This window comes from Rhodoferax saidenbachensis, from assembly GCF_031457975.1.
GTDB classification, from domain to species: domain Bacteria; phylum Pseudomonadota; class Gammaproteobacteria; order Burkholderiales; family Burkholderiaceae_C; genus Allorhodoferax; species Allorhodoferax saidenbachensis_A.
The window spans coordinates 698,593-714,353 of sequence record NZ_JAVDXO010000002.1; the positions used below are offsets into that span (position 1 = coordinate 698,593).

A 15,761-nucleotide genomic window follows, 5' to 3' on the forward strand; every position below is an offset into this window, starting at 1 on the left:
CGGAGAAGAAGCACGCAAGCGGCCTTTGCGGCGGCCGTGCAGCACGTCAGGCTGCGTGGCGGTTACGCAGCCGCCCCAGCAGGTGCACGCCCGCGGCAATCAGGAGGGTCAACGCCCCGTACACCACGCCAGCCAGCACCAGGGCATCGGTGGTGTACGACTCGGTCGACAAGCGGCGGGCCACGCCGGTGAGGTCGAACACGGTGATGGTGCTCACCAGGGCCGTTGCCTTGAGCAAGGAGACCACCTCGTTGCCCAGGGCCGGGGTGGCAATGCGCAGCGCCTGCGGCAGCACAATGCGGCGCAGCAGGGTAAAGCCCTGCATGCCGAAAGCCCGGGCCGCCTCTTGCTGCCCCCGCGGCACGGCCAGAATGCCGGCGCGGATATCCTCGGCCATGTAAGCAGCGATGTTGAGTGTCAGGGCGATCAGGCCGCAGTACAACGCGTCCTCCAGAACCACCCACGCTGCCGAGGCCCGCACCCATTCAAACTGGCTGAGCCCGTAGTACAGCAGAAACATCTGCACCAGCAACGGCGTGCCACGCAAGGCCGCGCTGTAGGCACGCACAAGCCGCCGCACGGCCGGGCCGCCCTGGGTAGCGCCGAGCGCCAGGGTGATGGCCAACACAAAGCCCGCGACCCCTGACGTGGCCCACAGCTGGAGCGTGACCGTCAGGCCTTCCCACAGCTCGGAGCTGTTGTCTCGCAGCAGAGCGAGGTAGTCGGTCAGCAATGCTTCCATGGGCTAGCGACGATAGGGGCGCTGGGCTCGGCGTTCCAGGGCGGAGAACACCGGGTCCGACAGGGCCAGCAGCCCGAAGTACATCAGCGCCGCGGCCATCAAAAACAAGAAGGGCTGGTGCGAGGCCTGCGCCGCCATATTGGATTTCTTCAGCAGGTCTTCCAGCCCCACCACCGACACCAGCGACGTGTCTTTGAGCAGGGACTGCCAGAGGTTGCCCAGGCTGGGAATGGCGATGCGCCAGGCCTGTGGCAAGCGCACCAGAAAAAAGGTTTGCACCGGGCTCAAACCCAGAGAGCGGGCGGCTTCCAGTTGCCCGCGCTCCAGCGCCACAAAGCTGCCGCGAAACACCTCGGACGCATAGGCCCCCAACACCAGCGCGAGAGACACAACACCCGCAAAAAACGGGCTGATGTCAAAGGCGCTGTCAAAGTGGTTGTTGATGAGATTGGACAGACCGAAGTAGCAAACCAGCACCACCAAAAACTCTGGCACACCGCGCAGCACGCCGGTGAGCACCGCCACCGGGCGGCGCAACCAGCCATGCCGGCTGAGCTGGCAGGCCGCCAGCAACAAGCCCAGCGCCAGCCCGCACAGCAGGGCGGTGCAGGCCAGTTGCACGGTCATCAGCGCACCTTGCAGCAGCTGGCCCGTGTAGGCCTGCAAAACATCCATCTCGACTCCAGGAAAGCGCGACCACCGCCCACCAAGAGCGGTAGCGGCCTGTCAATTACTTGCTAGCAGGTGCAATGCTAAACGGGAACACCTTTTTGTTCTCGGCTGCAAAGCTACCGTCTGCCATCACCTTCTTGATAGCGGCGTTGAGGCGTGCCTTCAATGCATCGCCCTTGCGCACGGCGATGCCGGTGCCTTCACCGAACATCTCTACATCGTTCAGCGGCTTGCCGGCAAAGTCAAAGCCTTTGGCCTTGCCGGTCTTCACCAGCCACTCGTAGGCTACGGTGGTGTCAGTCAGGGTGGTGTTCAATCGACCAGCTTCCAGGTCCAGCCAAATGGCATCCTGGTTGGGGTAGGACTTGGTGGCAATGCCAGACTTGGCCTTGGGCAGACGCTTCTTCAGATAGGTCTCGTGGTTGGAGCCGCTGTAGACACCCACGGTCTTGCCACGCAAGGTGGCCGGATCTTCGCTGATGCCGGCGCCCACCTTGGCCACGTATTGCACGGGGGCCAGCGTGAACAGGTCGCTGAAGTCCACCACCTTTTTGCGTTCGTCCGTGATGGACATCTGCGCCAGCACCGCATCGATCTTCTTGGCCTTCAGCGCAGGAATCAGTGCGTCAAAGTCCATGGTGACGTATTCGCACTTGGCTTGCATGTGCTTGCAGATGGCGTTGCCCAGCTCAATCTCCATGCCCTTGAGCTGGCCCGACGCATCCTTGTATTCAAACGGAGGGTAGTCGGACAAGGTACCGATGCGCACCGGATCCTGCGCACAAGCCAGACCTGCGGCCATCCACAGACCGGCCACCACCATTTTCAAAACCTGACGCTTCATTCTTTGTTACTCCAGACAAGACCGGCCAACCGGCCGAAACCAACCCAATCACGGGTCACCCCTCCCACGCACCGACTCTTTCAAAAGACACCTTCAGCAAGCGCTTTGCTGCCTATAGCCATCTGAATCGAGAGCCCTGTGTTAGCCACGCAAAACTGCATTTTTGAGGCGCAAAGGAAGCTCAAGTTTCCCCAAAAGAAATGGCGCCAGGCGGCGTAATTAGCACGGTTTGCGCGGAAAAACGGCGCACAAGACCACCCCAACGCGGATTCCGACCAACCACCCATGTTGCCTACAATGAACCGATGGAAACGCCTTTGGACCCCTTTGACCGGAAGATTCTGGAGTTCGTGCAACGCGATTGCCAGGTCAATGCAGAAGTGATTGCTGAGGCTGTGGGGCTGTCCGCCTCTGCCGTGCAGCGTCGCCTGCGGCGCTTGCGTGCCGACAAGGTGATTACCGCCGAAGTGGCGATTGTGGACCCGCACGTCATCGGGCAGCGCATGCAGTTCATCGCCGGCATTGAGCTCAAGGACAACTACGAAGCCCTGCCCCGCATCCGCGCCTGGGTGCATAAAGAACCGGAAGTGCAACAACTGTTTTATGTGACCGGTGCGGTGGACCTGGTCATGGTCATCCTGAGCAAGAGCGTCAAAGAATACGACGCCCTCTCCGCCCGCCTGATGGCCGAAGTCCCCCAGGTCGTCCGCATGACCACCAATGTGGTGATCGATGCAATGAAGTCCGACCTGTACGTGCCGGTCGACGACTGAACGGCATGACGGCACCTCATCACGGCTTTTATTGACGCTCCTGCACTTCAATATCTTTGGAGTAGCGGATGGTGTGCTCGGCACTGAACTGCGCCGTCGCGCCGGCTGCAAGGGGCTGCTGTCAGGCCACGGTGCCAGGGTTGCCATTCCAAATCAAATCGGTGAGCTGGGGTTGGTAACGCGATTCGATCTCGATCTTTTCATTGCGAGAGACAGGCGCAGCGTGCAACACCTGCAGCGTAATCGCGGTCTTGTGGCGGCAACGCACGCACGGTGACCAGCTCGTCGCGCCTGAAAGCCAGGCTGCTTTTGCTGGCTGTGTTGGTCGCGGAGGCGAAGTCGATGCGCCCGGTACCAACAAAGGCGCCATCACGGTACAAGTTGGCAGACCCCACAGGCCACACCCCGGGCGGGGGTGCTAGCTCTGCCACCAAATAGGCTGCCTCCTCCACTGCTGGGGCGACACGGGTGAGAAGTGTGACGGGCGCGGTGTGCGCACCCAGCGCGAGCGTGACGCGCTGGCCATTGGATGGCACGGTGATGCGCTGCGGCACTGAGAACTCGGTGGAGAACCCTTTGTCAACACTACTCACGTCGAAACTGGGCAGGGCTTCCTCCGCGTTGATGCGCTTTTGTGCAATGGGCGACATCGCGGGCGCTGGTGCAGGCGCCGCAGCGAATGTACCGTAGTTTGCGGCGGCGTTAGTCGGCTTGACCGGTTGCACGACGTCCAGCGTCCAGGGGCGCGGTAGTCGGCCCTGGGTCGCACGCCCAGGTTGACCCGTCGACAAGGTGAGCTCCACGTTGCGCCGGCGTGAGCGGCTGCAGGCGGCCGTTGGCTCCTTCCGCAGCACCGGCAACCGCCACGGTCTTGAGGTAGCTGTCCACCAGTTGCAAGGACTCCATGTCAGCCTTGACGGAGGCGATCTGGTCTTCCATTTCGCAGATGCGCCCGTCCAGCGGGCTGGCGCAAGCGGTGACGACATCGCGGTCTTGGGTACGCACATTGAACTCGCCCACACGCACGCCGGCATCGGCGTTGATCTGCAAGCTCTGCGCGTCCAGCGATGCGGGCAAACAATCCAGGGTGATGCTGCGGGCCTTAGCCTGCCCTCAGTGCACCAAGGTGTAGGGGTCGGGGCCGCCAAAGTCGGCCTTGCCGATGGGCACGCCGTTGGCGCGCAGCAGCGCATAGACCATGGAGAGGTGGAACAGTGCGTTGGGTACGGCGTAGCGCTCGGCAAAAACAGTTGCCACAAACTGCCGCGCATTGCCGGGGCGGCGTACCGTCAGCACGGCGTCGGGCTGCACCCAGTGCGCGGCAGTCGCCAGGGCTTGTGCCTCACTCTGCGCAATGGCAACGCGGTCCAGCGCGTCATCCAACGTGCGCCAGTGCAAGTAGGGCAACAAGTCTTCTCCGCGGTTGAACACTTTGCCAGTGGCTACATGGTCCGCGCCCGCCAACAGGGCCACGCTGCCCACCACGGCATCAGCCAGCACCTCCACCTGGTGCGCCAGGTGGAGCATGTCGGGCGCCAGCCGTGCAGCCAGCAATGTGCTGTGCAGCGACGCACCGCCTGCGGACAAGTGGCGCTGCGCGATGCGCAACAGGTGGGTAGTGCGGTCCAGGCTGTGCAAGAGCTGCCACACGCAGGGGTCAAAGGGCGAGGTGTTCATAGTGCTTGCCATTGTGGTGCAACGCGTTTTTCATATCTTCAGGGCTTTGCTGGCCCCAGCCCCAGGGCCGCGTCAAAGAAGTCCACCACCACATCCTGGTAGGTGCTGCCAAAGCGCGGGGTGAAGGCCTCGATGTGACCACCGCCCGGTACGGTGATGAGCCGCTTGGGCTCTTGGGCCTTGTCCAGCAACTGCACCGCATGCGCATAGGGAATCACCGGGTCAGCGGTGCCGTGGATCAGCAGCAGCGGCAGGGGCGCCAGCCGGTCCACAAAGTTGGCGGCGCTGTAGCTGTCGTTCATCAGCAGGCCTGCGCCACTCACCTTGTCGCTGGCAATGCGGCTGTAGGAGTAGAACGTGGCCTCGATGGCCACGGCGCGCACGCCGACCCGGTTGCCGCTGCCCACGGCGGCAATCGCATTGGTGCCGCCCAGGCTCTGGCCCAGCACCAGCAGACGCCCGGGGTTCACGTCCTTGCGGGTGCGCACATAGTCCAGTGCGCTGCGGGAATCCTCGAACACACCCTTCACCTCGGGTTCGCCCTGCGATGCGCCGTAGCCCCGGTAGTCAAACGCCAACACGTTGTAGCCGCGGCGCGGGAGCCAGGCCACATACTGCCAGTGCGCGGTCATGTTCTGGGCGTTGCCATGGAAGTGCACCACCGTGCCCTTGGCATCGCGCGGGTTGGCGTAACCGGCGGCAGGAATGAACCAGCCGATGAGCGGTGTGCCATCCTGGCTATGGAAGCTCACCGCCTCAAACCGCAGCCCCAGATCGGCCGGTGTGCTGTAGAGCACGTGGTCTGGATGGTAGAAAACACTTTGCACGCCACAGCCGCCCAGCAGCAGCCCCAGGCACAGCAACAAGTAGCGCAAGCCGTGAAAAGACAATGTGGCGCTCATGGCGATCCGGTGTAACGCTCCTGATTTAGGAGCTTTTCGCACATATTCCACGGGGGCTACAGCCCCATTTCATACCAAACCGACCCTTAGTTGGCTGGTTTGGGCGGTGGTTTCCCCTGGCCATCGCCTTGGGGCGGCTGCGCGGAGCGACAGGCCAGTGGCTTGCCTTCGGGGCCGCCACAGGTACCGGTCAGGGTGCCACGCGGGGTGGTCATGCTGCAGGCCGCGCCACTGGCCAGCGACTTGCAGGCCGCCAGTGCCTCGGGCGGTGGGCCGCGATGGGTGGGGTCCTGCCCATTGCCCTGGCCTTCGGGTGGCTTGGGCGGTGCGCTCTGTTGGGCAAGTGCTGCGTAGCACAGCAGCGCGGCACAGATGGCCAGCGAGGGAGGAAGGGTGCGCATGGTCGGTCTCCAGTGATGCTGGCCTCTACTGTGCACCAGTCATGTTGCAGAAATGTAAATTTTCCAGTCCATGTGTCACCACTTGGTAAAGGGATGGCTCGCCAGGTTGGAATTGAAATAGCGTGCGTCGTGCGTCACCTCTGCGCCCAGCCAGTCGGGCCGGACAAAGGGCTGGTCTTCCGACGCCAGCTCCACCTCGGCCACCACAAGGCCGGCGTTGTCGCCGGCAAACACGTCCACCTCCCACACCGTGCCTTCATGGGTCAGCACGTGGCGGGTTTTCTCGATCAGCGGGCCGTCGCACAGCGCCAGCAGCGCCTGGGCATCGGCCACGGGGATCGGGTATTCGAACTCGGCCCGCGTGGCGCCCACGCTCACGCCCTTGATGGTCAGAAACGCAGCGTCACCGGCCACGCGCACCCGCACCGTGCGGGTTTTGTCACGGTTCAGGTAGCCCTGGCGATACGGTACACCGGGCGCCTGTTGCCAGGCGGTGCCGGTGACCAAAAATTTGCGTTCGATTTCGATGGCCATGGCGGCAGGTGTCCTCGCTGAAAAAATGAGAGGTGGTGGCTACACTGGGGGCATGTCCACGCCACGCCCCACCAACCCTGAAGTGTGCCCGCTGTGCGGCCAGGGCAACCTGTGCGCGATGGAGGTGGAGCGCGTCACGGGCCAGAAGCAGCCGCCCTGCTGGTGCACCCAGGCCAGCTTCAGCGCCGAGTTACTCGCACGGGTCCCCGCCGCCGACCGGGGCCAGGCTTGCATCTGCGCCGCATGTGCGGCGCTACAGCCCCCCACTATTCCAACCGGTGCAACCCCGCCAGGTTGATCAGGGCAGACAGAACTTCAGGCTTGAAGCCCACCCGATTGCGATTGGTATCGCTGTAGCCACCGCTGAGCACCAGGGTCTGCAGGTACTCCACGCAGTCGCGGTGGCCCCAGAATTTCTCAATGGCCAGGGCGATGCGGATGTGGTGGTGCGCGATGATGGCCATCTCGTGGTCGATGCGGGCCTGCAGCGGCCGCTCGTGAAACGGCATGGGACGCGTGGGCAAACCCTCCTCTTCCCACTGCAATGAGGGGAAACCGGTTTCCTGAAAACGAGAGTCTTTGGGGTCTTTGGGATCTGGCACCACGGCCCTTGGTTAGCGTCTTGCCCATCACTCTACCGCATACCGGCGCAACAATCACGGGGCACAATAGGCTATGTCCAGTCTGCCCCCCTTCATCGCCCCCGCCCGTTTTACCGACCCGGCCGCCGCGCTGGCCCAGGTAGCCCGCATCTACGATTCCAGCATCCAGCACCTGCGCCAGGCCATGCAGCGCTTTGTGACCGGCGACGACAGCGCAGGCCATGTACGGGCCTGTTACCCCTTGGTGCGCATCCACACAGACACCGTGTCCCGCGCACCTACGGCCGACAAATCCCTGTTGAGCTACGGCTTTGTGGCCGGCCCCGGCCGGTTTGAGACCACGTTAACCCGCCCCGACCTGTACAGCGGCTACTACCTGGAGCAATTCAGTCTGCTGCTGCAAAACCATGGCGTCGAGCTGGAGATCGGCACCAGCAGTCAGCCCATCCCCGTGCATTTCTCGTTTGCCGAACACGACCACGTGGAGGGCAATATGTCAGCCGAGCGCCGCACGCTGATGCGTGACATGTTCGACCTGCCCGACCTAGCCGCTATGGACGACGGCATTGCCAATGGCACCTATGTGCCCAAGGCGGGCGAAGCGCTGCCGCTGGCCTTGTTCACCGCGCCGCGCGTGGACTACTCGCTGCACCGCCTGCGCCACTACAGCGGCACCGGGCCCGAGCATTTCCAGAACTTTGTGCTATTTACCAACTACCAGTTCTACATCGACGAGTTCGTGCGCATGGGCCACGCCGCCATGGCCGACCCCAACAGCGAGTACTGCGCGTTTGTCGAACCCGGCAACGTGGTCACCCGCCGCGTGGGCCTGGCCGCCGAGCCCAACGACGCACTGGGCGCCGCCCCGCCGCGCCTGCCCCAAATGCCAGGCTACCACCTGGTGCGCTCGGACAACGCGGGCATCACCATGGTGAACATCGGTGTGGGCCCGGCCAACGCCAAAAACATCACCGACCACATCGCCGTGCTGCGCCCGCATGCGTGGATCATGGTGGGCCACTGCGCTGGCCTGCGCAACAGCCAGCAGCTGGGCGACTACGTGCTGGCCCACGGCTATGTACGCGAGGATCATGTATTGGATGAAGAGTTGCCACTGTGGGTGCCAATTCCGGCGCTGGCCGAAGTGCAAATGGCGCTTGAAAAAGCCGTGGCCGAGGTGACCCAGGTGCAGGGCGCGGCGCTCAAGAGCATCATGCGCACCGGCACCGTGGCCAGCACCGACAACCGCAACTGGGAGCTGCTGCCCGACAATCAGCCCCAGCGCCGCTTCAGCCAAAGCCGCGCCGTGGCGCTGGACATGGAGAGTGCCACTATTGCCGCCAACGGTTTCCGCTTCCGCGTGCCCTACGGCACCCTGCTGTGCGTGAGCGACAAGCCACTGCATGGCGAGATCAAGCTGCCCGGGATGGCCAACCACTTCTACCGCGAGCGGGTGGACCAGCACCTGCGCATCGGCATCCGCGCGCTGGAGCTGCTGCGCGCGCAAAGTCTGAACAAGTTGCACAGCCGCAAGCTGCGCAGCTTTGCCGAAGTAGCCTTCCAGTAGGCGCATGGAGCACCTCAGTGTCCTGACCATCCTGGTCCTGACAGCGCTCAACCTGAGCACCGTCTCGATCGCATTGCCAGTCATCATGGGCAAAGACATCAGCCGTGCAGCCAAGCTGGCACAACTCAGCCTGCTGAGCCAGACTATTGGCTGGATGGCCATCATCAGCTCCGGTTTTTTTGGTGGACACTGGCTGGACCCTGCTCTCTCTACCGTGTCCATGGCGTTTGGCTCGCTGGCCAACTGCCTGATGTTCTTCGCCCTGTGCGAATGGCTGGGCCCCCGCCCCTATCCGCGCCTGCTGGTGGGCCTGGCCATCGCGATGCCCATTGGCTACGTCCTGGTGTTTGGCAACTACAGCTGGCGCGTGGGCTATGCCAACCTGCTGTTTGGCATGCAGTTGCTCATCGTCGCGCGCGCGGCCCTGTTCCCCCGAGGTGATGCCAGCCTGCGGTGGCGTACGCTGATCGCGCTGTGCTACACGGCCTTTGCCGTGGCCAATCTGGCCCGCGGTGTGCTGGGTGCGTTCTTCCCCGAGCTGTACCCCAGCTTTGATGCACCCCACGTCGTGAACATCGTGGCCCAGATCACCGCCAACGTGGCACTGGTCTTGACCACCGTGGCCATCCTGGTCGCCTGGCGCGAAGAGGCCGAGGCCCAGCTGCGCGAACAGGCCTTTACCGACAATGTCACCGGGCTGCTGAACCGCCATGGTTGGGACGACCGCGCCACCGCGCTGTTTGACCAGGCCCGCCGTCACGGCACGCCGCTGGCCCTGATCCTGCTGGACCTGGACCACTTCAAGCGCATTAACGACACCCAGGGCCACGAAATGGGCGATCAGGTGCTGCGCATGACCGGTGGCGTACTGGAAGAAAACCGGCGCAGTAGTGATGTGGCCGCGCGCATTGGCGGCGAAGAGTTCGCCCTACTGCTGCCGCAGACCGACCGCTCTGCCGCCCTGCATGTGGAGCAGCGCCTGCGCCTGGCGCTGCGCGAAGAAGGCATCCAGGAACCCCACATGCGGGTGAACTACAGTGCCGGGCTGGCCTTGTTGCAGCCAGGCGATCTGAAGCTTGCAGACCTGATGGCGCGCGCGGATGCGGCGCTATACCAGGCCAAGGCCCAGGGTCGTGGCCGCCTGCTGCAAGCCGACTGAGAGGCCCTGCGGCACAATGGCCGCATGAATGCAAAACTGTTTGAAGTGCAGCACTTGCACAAGCGCTACGGCGACGCGGAAGTCGTCAAAGACCTGTCATTCGAGATCGCGCCGGGCGAATGCCTGGGCGTGATTGGCCCCAACGGCGCGGGCAAAACCACCACCATCCGCATGTGCCTGGGCCACACCGTGCCCGATGGCGGCAGCATCCACGCGTTGGGTCTGGAAATGCCGCGCGACGCGCTGGCCATCAAGGCCCAGTTGGGCGTGGTCACCCAATTCGACACGTTGGACCCTGACTTCAGCTGCGCGGAAAACCTGCTGGTCTATGGCCGCTACTTTGGCATGAAGGACCCCGACATCCGCGCGCGCATTCCGCAGCTGCTGGAGTTTGCCGCCCTGACCCACAAGGCCAACGCCAAACCCGGTGAACTATCGGGCGGTATGCGCCGGCGCCTGAGCCTGGCGCGCGCGCTGGTGAACGACCCCAAGCTGCTGCTGTTGGACGAACCCACCACCGGCCTGGACCCGCAGGCCCGCCATCTGATGTGGGAGCGCCTGCAGGTGCTGCTGCAACAGGGCAAGTCCATTTTGTTGACCACCCACTTCATGGACGAGGCCGAGCGCCTGTGCAACCGCCTGCTGGTGCTGGACCATGGCAAAAAGATTGCCGAGGGCACACCGCGTGCGCTGATCGCCCAGCACCTGGAGCCCGATGTGGTGGAGGTGTTTGGTGTGGGCGCACTGGCGCTGGTGGACGGCCCGCTGCGCAGCCTGGCTGCGCGCGTGGAAGTCAGCGGCGAGACCGTGTTTTTTTACACCCAGGATGCCGGCGCCCTGCTGCAAGGCCTGGCCGCCCACCCGCAGCTGCGCACCCTGCACCGCCCGGCCAACCTGGAAGACCTGTTTTTGAAACTCACCGGACGCCAGATCCGCGAGGACGCCTAAATGCAAGACCAAGATAAAGAAGCACTTGAGGGCCGCCGGGCCGCCCCAAGGCCCGAGGGCCCCCTCGGGGGGCAGCGAGGACACGCCAGTGCCGAGCGTGGGGGTCCACAGTCCCTTTGGCGCGCGCCTGAAGTGTCACTGCGCTTCTGGCCCGTGTTTTTGCGCAACCTGCTGGTCTGGCGCAAGCTGGCCATCCCCAGCCTGGTGGGCAATATTGCTGAGCCGCTGATGTGGCTAGTCGCCTTTGGCTACGGCATGGGGGCACTGGTCGGCCAGGTCACCGTGGTCGGCCCGACGGGCAGCGTGCAGGTGCCCTACATCCTGTTTCTGGCCAGCGGCTCCATCTGCATGAGCGCCATGCAGGCCGCGTCGTTCGAGGCGCTGTACTCCGCCTTCAGCCGCATGCATGTGCAGAAGACTTGGGACGGCATCATGAACGCCCCGGTAGCATTGGACGACGTGGTGCTGGCCGAGATGCTGTGGGCCGCATTCAAGTCGCTATTCACGGTGACCGCCATCATGGGCGTGATGCTCGCGCTGGGCATCAGCCACAGCCCCAAGCTTTTCGTCGCTTGGCCCATCCTGTTTGGCGTGGGCGTCACCTTCAGCTGCATCGCGCTGATCTTCAACGCGCTGGCCAGGGGCTACGACTTCTTCACCTACTATTTCACGCTGTTCCTCACGCCCATGATGTTCCTCAGCGGCGTGTTCTTTCCGCTGGAGCAACTACCCGTGGTGGTACGCGTGGTGGCCGACTGGCTGCCGTTGTCCAACGCCGTGGCCTTGATCCGCCCGCTGTTCATGGACCAGTGGCCGGCGGAGGCAGCACGCCATCTGGCGGTGCTGGCGGTGTATGCAGTGGGATCGTTCTGGATTGCGCTGGCGTTGACACGCAAGCGGTTTGCCAAGTAGCCGGTTACTCCGCGTCCGGCTGGCGCGCAGGGTGGGCCGCGGCAAAAGCTGGGAGTTGTTCGCATCGCCCGTAGATGCCGTTCACCAGTGGACAGTCTGACAGATCGACCCCGAACCGTTGGGCACTGAACACCTGGGGCACCAGGCAGCAGTCGGCCATCGTCGGCGTGTCGCCGTGGCAGAAGCGCCCCACCTGCGTGCGCCGCTGCAGCTGCGCCTCGAAGGCCTGCAGGCCGACCGAGATCCAGTGCGCAATCCACTGCGCCTTGTTGTCTTCCGACACGCCCATCGCACCGGTCAGGTACTTCAGCACGCGCAGGTTGTTGAGTGGATGGATGTCGCAGGCGATGCCCAGCGACAACTGGCGCACGAAGGCGCGGTCGGCGGCACGCGCGGGCAGCAGCGGCGTTTGCGGATAGACCTCTTCCAGGTATTCGATGATGGCCAGCGACTGGCTGACCTGCACCTCACCATCGCGCAGCACCGGTACCAGAGACTGCGGGTTGATCGCCCTGAATGTATCAACGAACTGTTCGCCGCCATGGCGGGTAAGGTGGACGAAGACCTGCTCGGTCTCCAGGCCCTTGAGGTTCAGCGCGATCCGCACGCGGTAGGCTGCCGAGCTGCGAAAGTAGGTGTGAAGAATGCGGTCCATGTTTCAAACTCCCAAATATTGATGCACGATTTCGGGTTGGCTTTTGAGTTCGGCGGACGTGCCGCCCCACACCACGCGGCCCTTCTCGATCACGAAATGCCGGTCGGCCAGGCCTAGCAAGGCCTTCACGTTCTTGTCGATCACGATCTGCGACAGGCCGTCCTGCTTCAGCTCCGCCAGCGCGCGCCAGATCTCGTTGCGGATCACCGGCGCCAGGCCTTCGGTGGCCTCGTCCAGCACCAGCAGGCGCGGGTTGGTCATCAGCGCCCGGCCGATGGCCAGCATCTGCTGCTCGCCGCCGGACAACTGCGAGCCAAGGTTGCCACGGCGCTCCTTCAGCCGCGGAAAAAAGCTGTAGACCCGCTGCAGATCCCAGCGTCGGCCGGCGCCCTTCTTGTCGTCGCGGGCGGTGGCCACCAGGTTTTCCTCGACACTGAGGTTGGGGAACACCTGCCGGCCCTCGGGCACCAGAGCCAAGCCCTGCCTGGCAATACGGTGCGAGGGCAGATGGTCGACCCGTGCTCCGGCGACGGACACGCTGCCTCCGCGCACCGGTAGCATGCCGAACAGGCACTTCACCGTGGTCGAACGGCCCATGCCATTGCGACCTAGTAGCGTCACCACTTCACCTTCGGCCACGTCAAAGGAAATGTCGAACAAGGCCTGGGCATGGCCATACGAGGCTTGCAGACCTTGGACGGATAAAAACGCGCTCATGCTGCAGCCTCGGCTTCTTCTTCGCCCAGGTAGACCGCGCGGACTTCGGGGTGGTTGCGAATTTCATCCGGCGTCCCGGTGAACAGTATCTTGCCGTAAACCAGCACGCTGATGCGGTCGGCCAGGGCAAAGACGGCATCCATGTCGTGCTCGACCAGCAGGATGGTGTAGCGGCGCTTCAGGCGCTGCAGCAGTGCCACCACGGCGGTGGATTCCTGCACGCTCATGCCGGCCATGGGCTCGTCGAGCAGCAGGAACTGTGGCTGTGCCGACAGGCTCATCGCCAACTCCAGTTGGCGCCGCTCGCCATAACCCAGATCGCCCGCGGCGGCATGCAGCCGGTGCGTGAGGCCAGTGGCTTCCAAGGACTCTTCGGCGACGCGGCGCGACTCTTTGCTGGCCAGCATCGGTGCCCAGAATTTGAACGCATGCTGGCGCGAGGCGAGTGCAGAAAAAGTGGCGTTCTCCAGCACGGAGAAGTCTTCGAAGATGGAGGTGATCTGGTAGGAACGCAGCAGGCCCAGCCGGGCGCGCTCGTGGATGGGCAGCGCGGAGACGTCGCGCCCCTTGAACCAGACGCTGCCGCTGTCGGCGGCCAGCTCGCCCGAGAGCTGGTTGATCAGCGTGGTCTTGCCGGCGCCGTTCGGGCCGATGATCGCGTGGAGTTCTCCCTCGCCGATGTCGAGCGACACGGCATCGGTGACCAGCAGCGCGCCGTAGCGCTTGGTCAATGCGTCGGTGCGGAGTACGCTGGCCATCAGAGGGTTCCTTTCGCGTTCGTGGCACTTCCATCCCAGTCTTGCAGCAGCCCGACGATGCCGCGCTTGCCGAGCAGCGCGACGATGACGATCAGCGGACCGAAGATCACCATCCAGTGCTCGGTAAAGCCCTTCAGCACCTCTTCCAAACCCAGGAACACCAGCGCACCCATCAGGGGGCCGAATACCGTGCCCAAGCCACCGATGACCACGATGACGATCAGCTCACCGGACACCGTCCAGGCCAGGGTGCTGGGCGAGGCAAAGGCGTTGAGATTAGCCAGCAGCAGGCCGGCCACGCCGCACAGCATGCCCGACATCACATAGGCCAGCAGCTGGTAGCGCACCACCGGAATGCCGGCCGCGCTGACGCGGCGCGTATTCTGCTTGGCCCCGCGAATCACCATGCCGAACGGCGCTACCCGCAGCCGGGCCAGGCACCAGATCGACAGCACCAGCACGACGAAGGCCGTGATGTAGACACTCGTGGCCGACGACAGGTCCACCGGGCCAAACCGGCTGGTGAGCGTGATGGCCAAGCCGTCGTCACCGCCGTAGTTTTTCAGGCTTACGAACAGAAAGTAGCCCATCTGCGCAAAGGCCAGTGTGATCATGATGAAGGCGATGCCACTGGTGCGCAGGCTGATGGCGCCAGTGACCAGGCCAACGCATGCGCAGACGCCCAGGCACAGCGCCAGATGCACCCAGCCGTTGCCTACGCCATGGAAGGAAGCCAACCCCACCGCATAGGCGCCAAGGCCGAGGAACAGCGAATGGCCAAAGCTCACCAAGCCACTGAAGCCCAGCGCGATGTTGAGCGCACAGGCAGCAATCGCATAGATGATGATGCGGGCAAAGAATGCGACATAAAACGGCTGACTGATGGCCTGCGCCACAAAGGGCACACTGGCCAGCGCCAGCAGCACCAACAGGGGCACCCAAGTGCCGGGACGTGAAAACAAAGTGTGCATGGGGATTACCGGTTGGCGGGAAACAGTCCGTGCGGGCGCCAGGCCAGCACCATAGCCATCAGCAGGTAGACCAGCATCGAAGCCAGTGCAGGGCCGGCGGCATCCGCAAACGAGCGTTCAGCCATCTGGCGCAGCATGAGGGGCAGGAAGACGCGGCCCATGGTGTCAACAATGCCGACAATGAGCGCCGCATAAAAAGCGCCCGTCACCGAGCCGATGCCGCCGATGACGATGACCACCAGGGTGGTGATCAGCACCGACTCGCCCATGCCCGACTGCACCGACAGAATGGGGCCAGCCATGGCCCCGGCCAGACCGGCCAGCATCGCCCCCACACCAAACAGCATGGCGTTGAGCAGCCGGATGTTGACGCCCAGTGCGGCGACCATGGCCGGGTTCGTCGCGCCGGCGCGGATCAACATGCCGACGCGGGTCTTGTTGATCAGCAGCCACGAGCCCACCGCCACCAGCAGCCCCACCACGATGATGGCGAAGCGGTAGGCGGGGTAGCTGAAGCCGCCGATGTCGATGGCGCCACCGAGGAACTCGGGCACCTGCAGGAAGACCGGCTGCGCCCCCCAGATGATGCGCACCAGCTCGTTGAAGAACAGCACCATGCCAAAGGTGGCCAGCACATGGTCGAGGTGGTCGCGCCGATAGAGCCGGGCTACGGCAACGAACTCCAGCGCCAGGCCCAGCAGCAGCGAGCCGCCCATGGCCGCGGCGACGGCCAGGCCGAACGAGCCGGTGTATTGGAAGGCGCTGGCCGCGAAATAGGCGCCCATCATGTAAAGCGAGCCGTGCGCCAGGTTGACGAAGCTCATGATGCCGAAGACCAGCGTCAGTCCCGCCGCCAGCAGGAACAGCAGCACTCCGAACTGCAGCCCGTTCAGCAGCTGCGCAAAAACAAGCGTGGCGCTCATGGGG

The 15,761-nt window shown here is 63.9% G+C and carries 21 protein-coding genes and 1 pseudogene; 6 read left to right on the top strand and 16 right to left on the bottom strand.

Annotated elements, in window-relative coordinates:
- Positions 1-46 precede the first annotated feature (46 nt).
- Genes J2X15_RS07560 through J2X15_RS07570 form a run of 3 tightly spaced genes read right to left on the bottom strand, consistent with a single transcriptional unit; the run spans position 47 to position 2,258 of the window.
- Positions 47-742, bottom strand: coding sequence for an ABC transporter permease (locus tag J2X15_RS07560; RefSeq protein ID WP_310341008.1), 696 nt, complete (start codon positions 740-742; stop codon positions 47-49).
- 3 nt (positions 743-745) lie between these two features.
- Entirely contained in the window at positions 746-1,417 is a 672-nt protein-coding gene (locus J2X15_RS07565; RefSeq protein WP_310341011.1) for an ABC transporter permease, read from the bottom strand.
- Positions 1,418-1,472: 55 nt separating this feature from the next.
- Positions 1,473-2,258: a transporter substrate-binding domain-containing protein gene (locus tag J2X15_RS07570; RefSeq protein ID WP_310341012.1), complete on the bottom strand. Its 786-nt coding sequence runs from the start codon at positions 2,256-2,258 to the stop codon at positions 1,473-1,475.
- 305 nt (positions 2,259-2,563) lie between these two features.
- On the opposite strand from J2X15_RS07570, the gene J2X15_RS07575 reads away from it, so the two are divergent.
- A complete protein-coding gene (locus tag J2X15_RS07575) occupies positions 2,564-3,031 on the top strand; it encodes an Lrp/AsnC family transcriptional regulator (RefSeq protein ID WP_310341015.1) in 468 nt (155 codons plus the stop codon).
- A 200-nt stretch (positions 3,032-3,231) separates the two neighbouring features.
- Here the strand turns inward: J2X15_RS07575 and J2X15_RS07580 are convergent, their stop codons facing one another.
- The 6 genes from J2X15_RS07580 to J2X15_RS07605 all read right to left on the bottom strand — a co-directional run bounded on the left by J2X15_RS07580 (position 3,232) and on the right by J2X15_RS07605 (position 6,545).
- The gene (locus J2X15_RS07580; RefSeq protein ID WP_310341017.1) at positions 3,232-3,834 is read right to left on the bottom strand and encodes a DUF4139 domain-containing protein; all 603 of its coding nucleotides are present in this window, start codon (positions 3,832-3,834) and stop codon (positions 3,232-3,234) included.
- Positions 3,734-4,108, bottom strand: a complete 375-nt coding sequence (locus J2X15_RS07585; protein ID WP_310341019.1) for a hypothetical protein — start codon at positions 4,106-4,108, stop codon at positions 3,734-3,736. The genes J2X15_RS07580 and J2X15_RS07585 overlap by 101 nt, the downstream gene beginning before the upstream one ends.
- A 36-nt stretch (positions 4,109-4,144) precedes the next feature.
- The gene (locus tag J2X15_RS07590) at positions 4,145-4,708 is read right to left on the bottom strand and encodes a DUF1993 family protein (RefSeq protein ID WP_310341022.1); all 564 of its coding nucleotides are present in this window, start codon (positions 4,706-4,708) and stop codon (positions 4,145-4,147) included.
- A 38-nt stretch (positions 4,709-4,746) separates the two neighbouring features.
- Entirely contained in the window at positions 4,747-5,610 is an 864-nt protein-coding gene (locus J2X15_RS07595; RefSeq protein WP_310341024.1) for an alpha/beta hydrolase, read from the bottom strand.
- An 86-nt stretch (positions 5,611-5,696) separates the two neighbouring features.
- Entirely contained in the window at positions 5,697-6,011 is a 315-nt protein-coding gene (locus J2X15_RS07600; protein ID WP_310341027.1) for a hypothetical protein, read from the bottom strand.
- Positions 6,012-6,086: 75 nt separating this feature from the next.
- Positions 6,087-6,545, bottom strand: coding sequence for a CYTH domain-containing protein (locus J2X15_RS07605; protein WP_310341030.1), 459 nt, complete (start codon positions 6,543-6,545; stop codon positions 6,087-6,089).
- 52 nt (positions 6,546-6,597) lie between these two features.
- Between J2X15_RS07605 and J2X15_RS07610 the strand changes: the two genes are divergently transcribed.
- Positions 6,598-6,843, top strand: coding sequence for a cysteine-rich CWC family protein (locus tag J2X15_RS07610; RefSeq protein WP_310341032.1), 246 nt, complete (start codon positions 6,598-6,600; stop codon positions 6,841-6,843).
- On the opposite strand, the gene J2X15_RS07615 is transcribed toward J2X15_RS07610, so the two are convergent.
- Complete coding sequence (locus tag J2X15_RS07615) at positions 6,812-7,147, bottom strand: hypothetical protein (protein WP_310341034.1); 336 nt, start codon at positions 7,145-7,147, stop codon at positions 6,812-6,814. The two genes, J2X15_RS07610 and J2X15_RS07615, sit on opposite strands and share 32 nt — an antisense overlap.
- A 73-nt stretch (positions 7,148-7,220) precedes the next feature.
- Here J2X15_RS07615 and J2X15_RS07620 point away from each other — a divergent pair, with 73 nt between their 5' ends.
- The 4 genes from J2X15_RS07620 (at position 7,221) to J2X15_RS07635 (ending at position 11,733) form a co-directional block, all read left to right on the top strand.
- On the top strand, positions 7,221-8,714 hold the full coding sequence (locus J2X15_RS07620; protein ID WP_310341036.1) for an AMP nucleosidase: 1,494 nt from the start codon (positions 7,221-7,223) through the stop codon (positions 8,712-8,714).
- A gap of 4 nt (positions 8,715-8,718) precedes the next feature.
- Positions 8,719-9,873 carry a GGDEF domain-containing protein gene (locus J2X15_RS07625; protein ID WP_310341038.1) on the top strand — a complete coding sequence of 385 codons (1,155 nt, stop codon included), beginning with the start codon at positions 8,719-8,721 and terminating at the stop codon, positions 9,871-9,873.
- Between the two features lie 24 nt (positions 9,874-9,897).
- Positions 9,898-10,821 (top strand): ATP-binding cassette domain-containing protein, encoded by a 924-nt coding sequence (locus tag J2X15_RS07630; protein ID WP_310341042.1) that lies wholly within the window; start codon positions 9,898-9,900, stop codon positions 10,819-10,821.
- A gap of 132 nt (positions 10,822-10,953) precedes the next feature.
- Positions 10,954-11,733 carry an ABC transporter permease gene (locus J2X15_RS07635; protein ID WP_310341043.1) on the top strand — a complete coding sequence of 260 codons (780 nt, stop codon included), beginning with the start codon at positions 10,954-10,956 and terminating at the stop codon, positions 11,731-11,733.
- Positions 11,734-11,737: 4 nt separating this feature from the next.
- Here the strand turns inward: J2X15_RS07635 and maiA are convergent, their stop codons facing one another.
- The 6 genes and pseudogenes from maiA to J2X15_RS07660 form a co-directional block, all read right to left on the bottom strand.
- Positions 11,738-12,388: a maleylacetoacetate isomerase gene (gene maiA, locus J2X15_RS07640; RefSeq protein ID WP_310341044.1), complete on the bottom strand. Its 651-nt coding sequence runs from the start codon at positions 12,386-12,388 to the stop codon at positions 11,738-11,740.
- A 3-nt stretch (positions 12,389-12,391) separates the two neighbouring features.
- Positions 12,392-13,105, bottom strand: coding sequence for an ABC transporter ATP-binding protein (locus tag J2X15_RS07645; protein ID WP_310341046.1), 714 nt, complete (start codon positions 13,103-13,105; stop codon positions 12,392-12,394).
- Positions 13,102-13,341: an ABC transporter ATP-binding protein C-terminal domain-containing protein gene (locus J2X15_RS21225; RefSeq protein ID WP_409034259.1), complete on the bottom strand. Its 240-nt coding sequence runs from the start codon at positions 13,339-13,341 to the stop codon at positions 13,102-13,104. The genes J2X15_RS07645 and J2X15_RS21225 overlap by 4 nt, the downstream gene beginning before the upstream one ends.
- 6 nt (positions 13,342-13,347) lie before the next feature.
- Positions 13,348-13,794 (bottom strand): annotated as a pseudogene (locus J2X15_RS21230) (ATP-binding cassette domain-containing protein); the annotation flags it as partial.
- 68 nt (positions 13,795-13,862) lie between these two features.
- Positions 13,863-14,834, bottom strand: coding sequence for a branched-chain amino acid ABC transporter permease (locus tag J2X15_RS07655; protein WP_310341050.1), 972 nt, complete (start codon positions 14,832-14,834; stop codon positions 13,863-13,865).
- Between the two features lie 5 nt (positions 14,835-14,839).
- Positions 14,840-15,757, bottom strand: coding sequence for a branched-chain amino acid ABC transporter permease (locus J2X15_RS07660; RefSeq protein WP_310341052.1), 918 nt, complete (start codon positions 15,755-15,757; stop codon positions 14,840-14,842).
- Between the last annotated feature and the right edge of the window lie 4 nt (positions 15,758-15,761).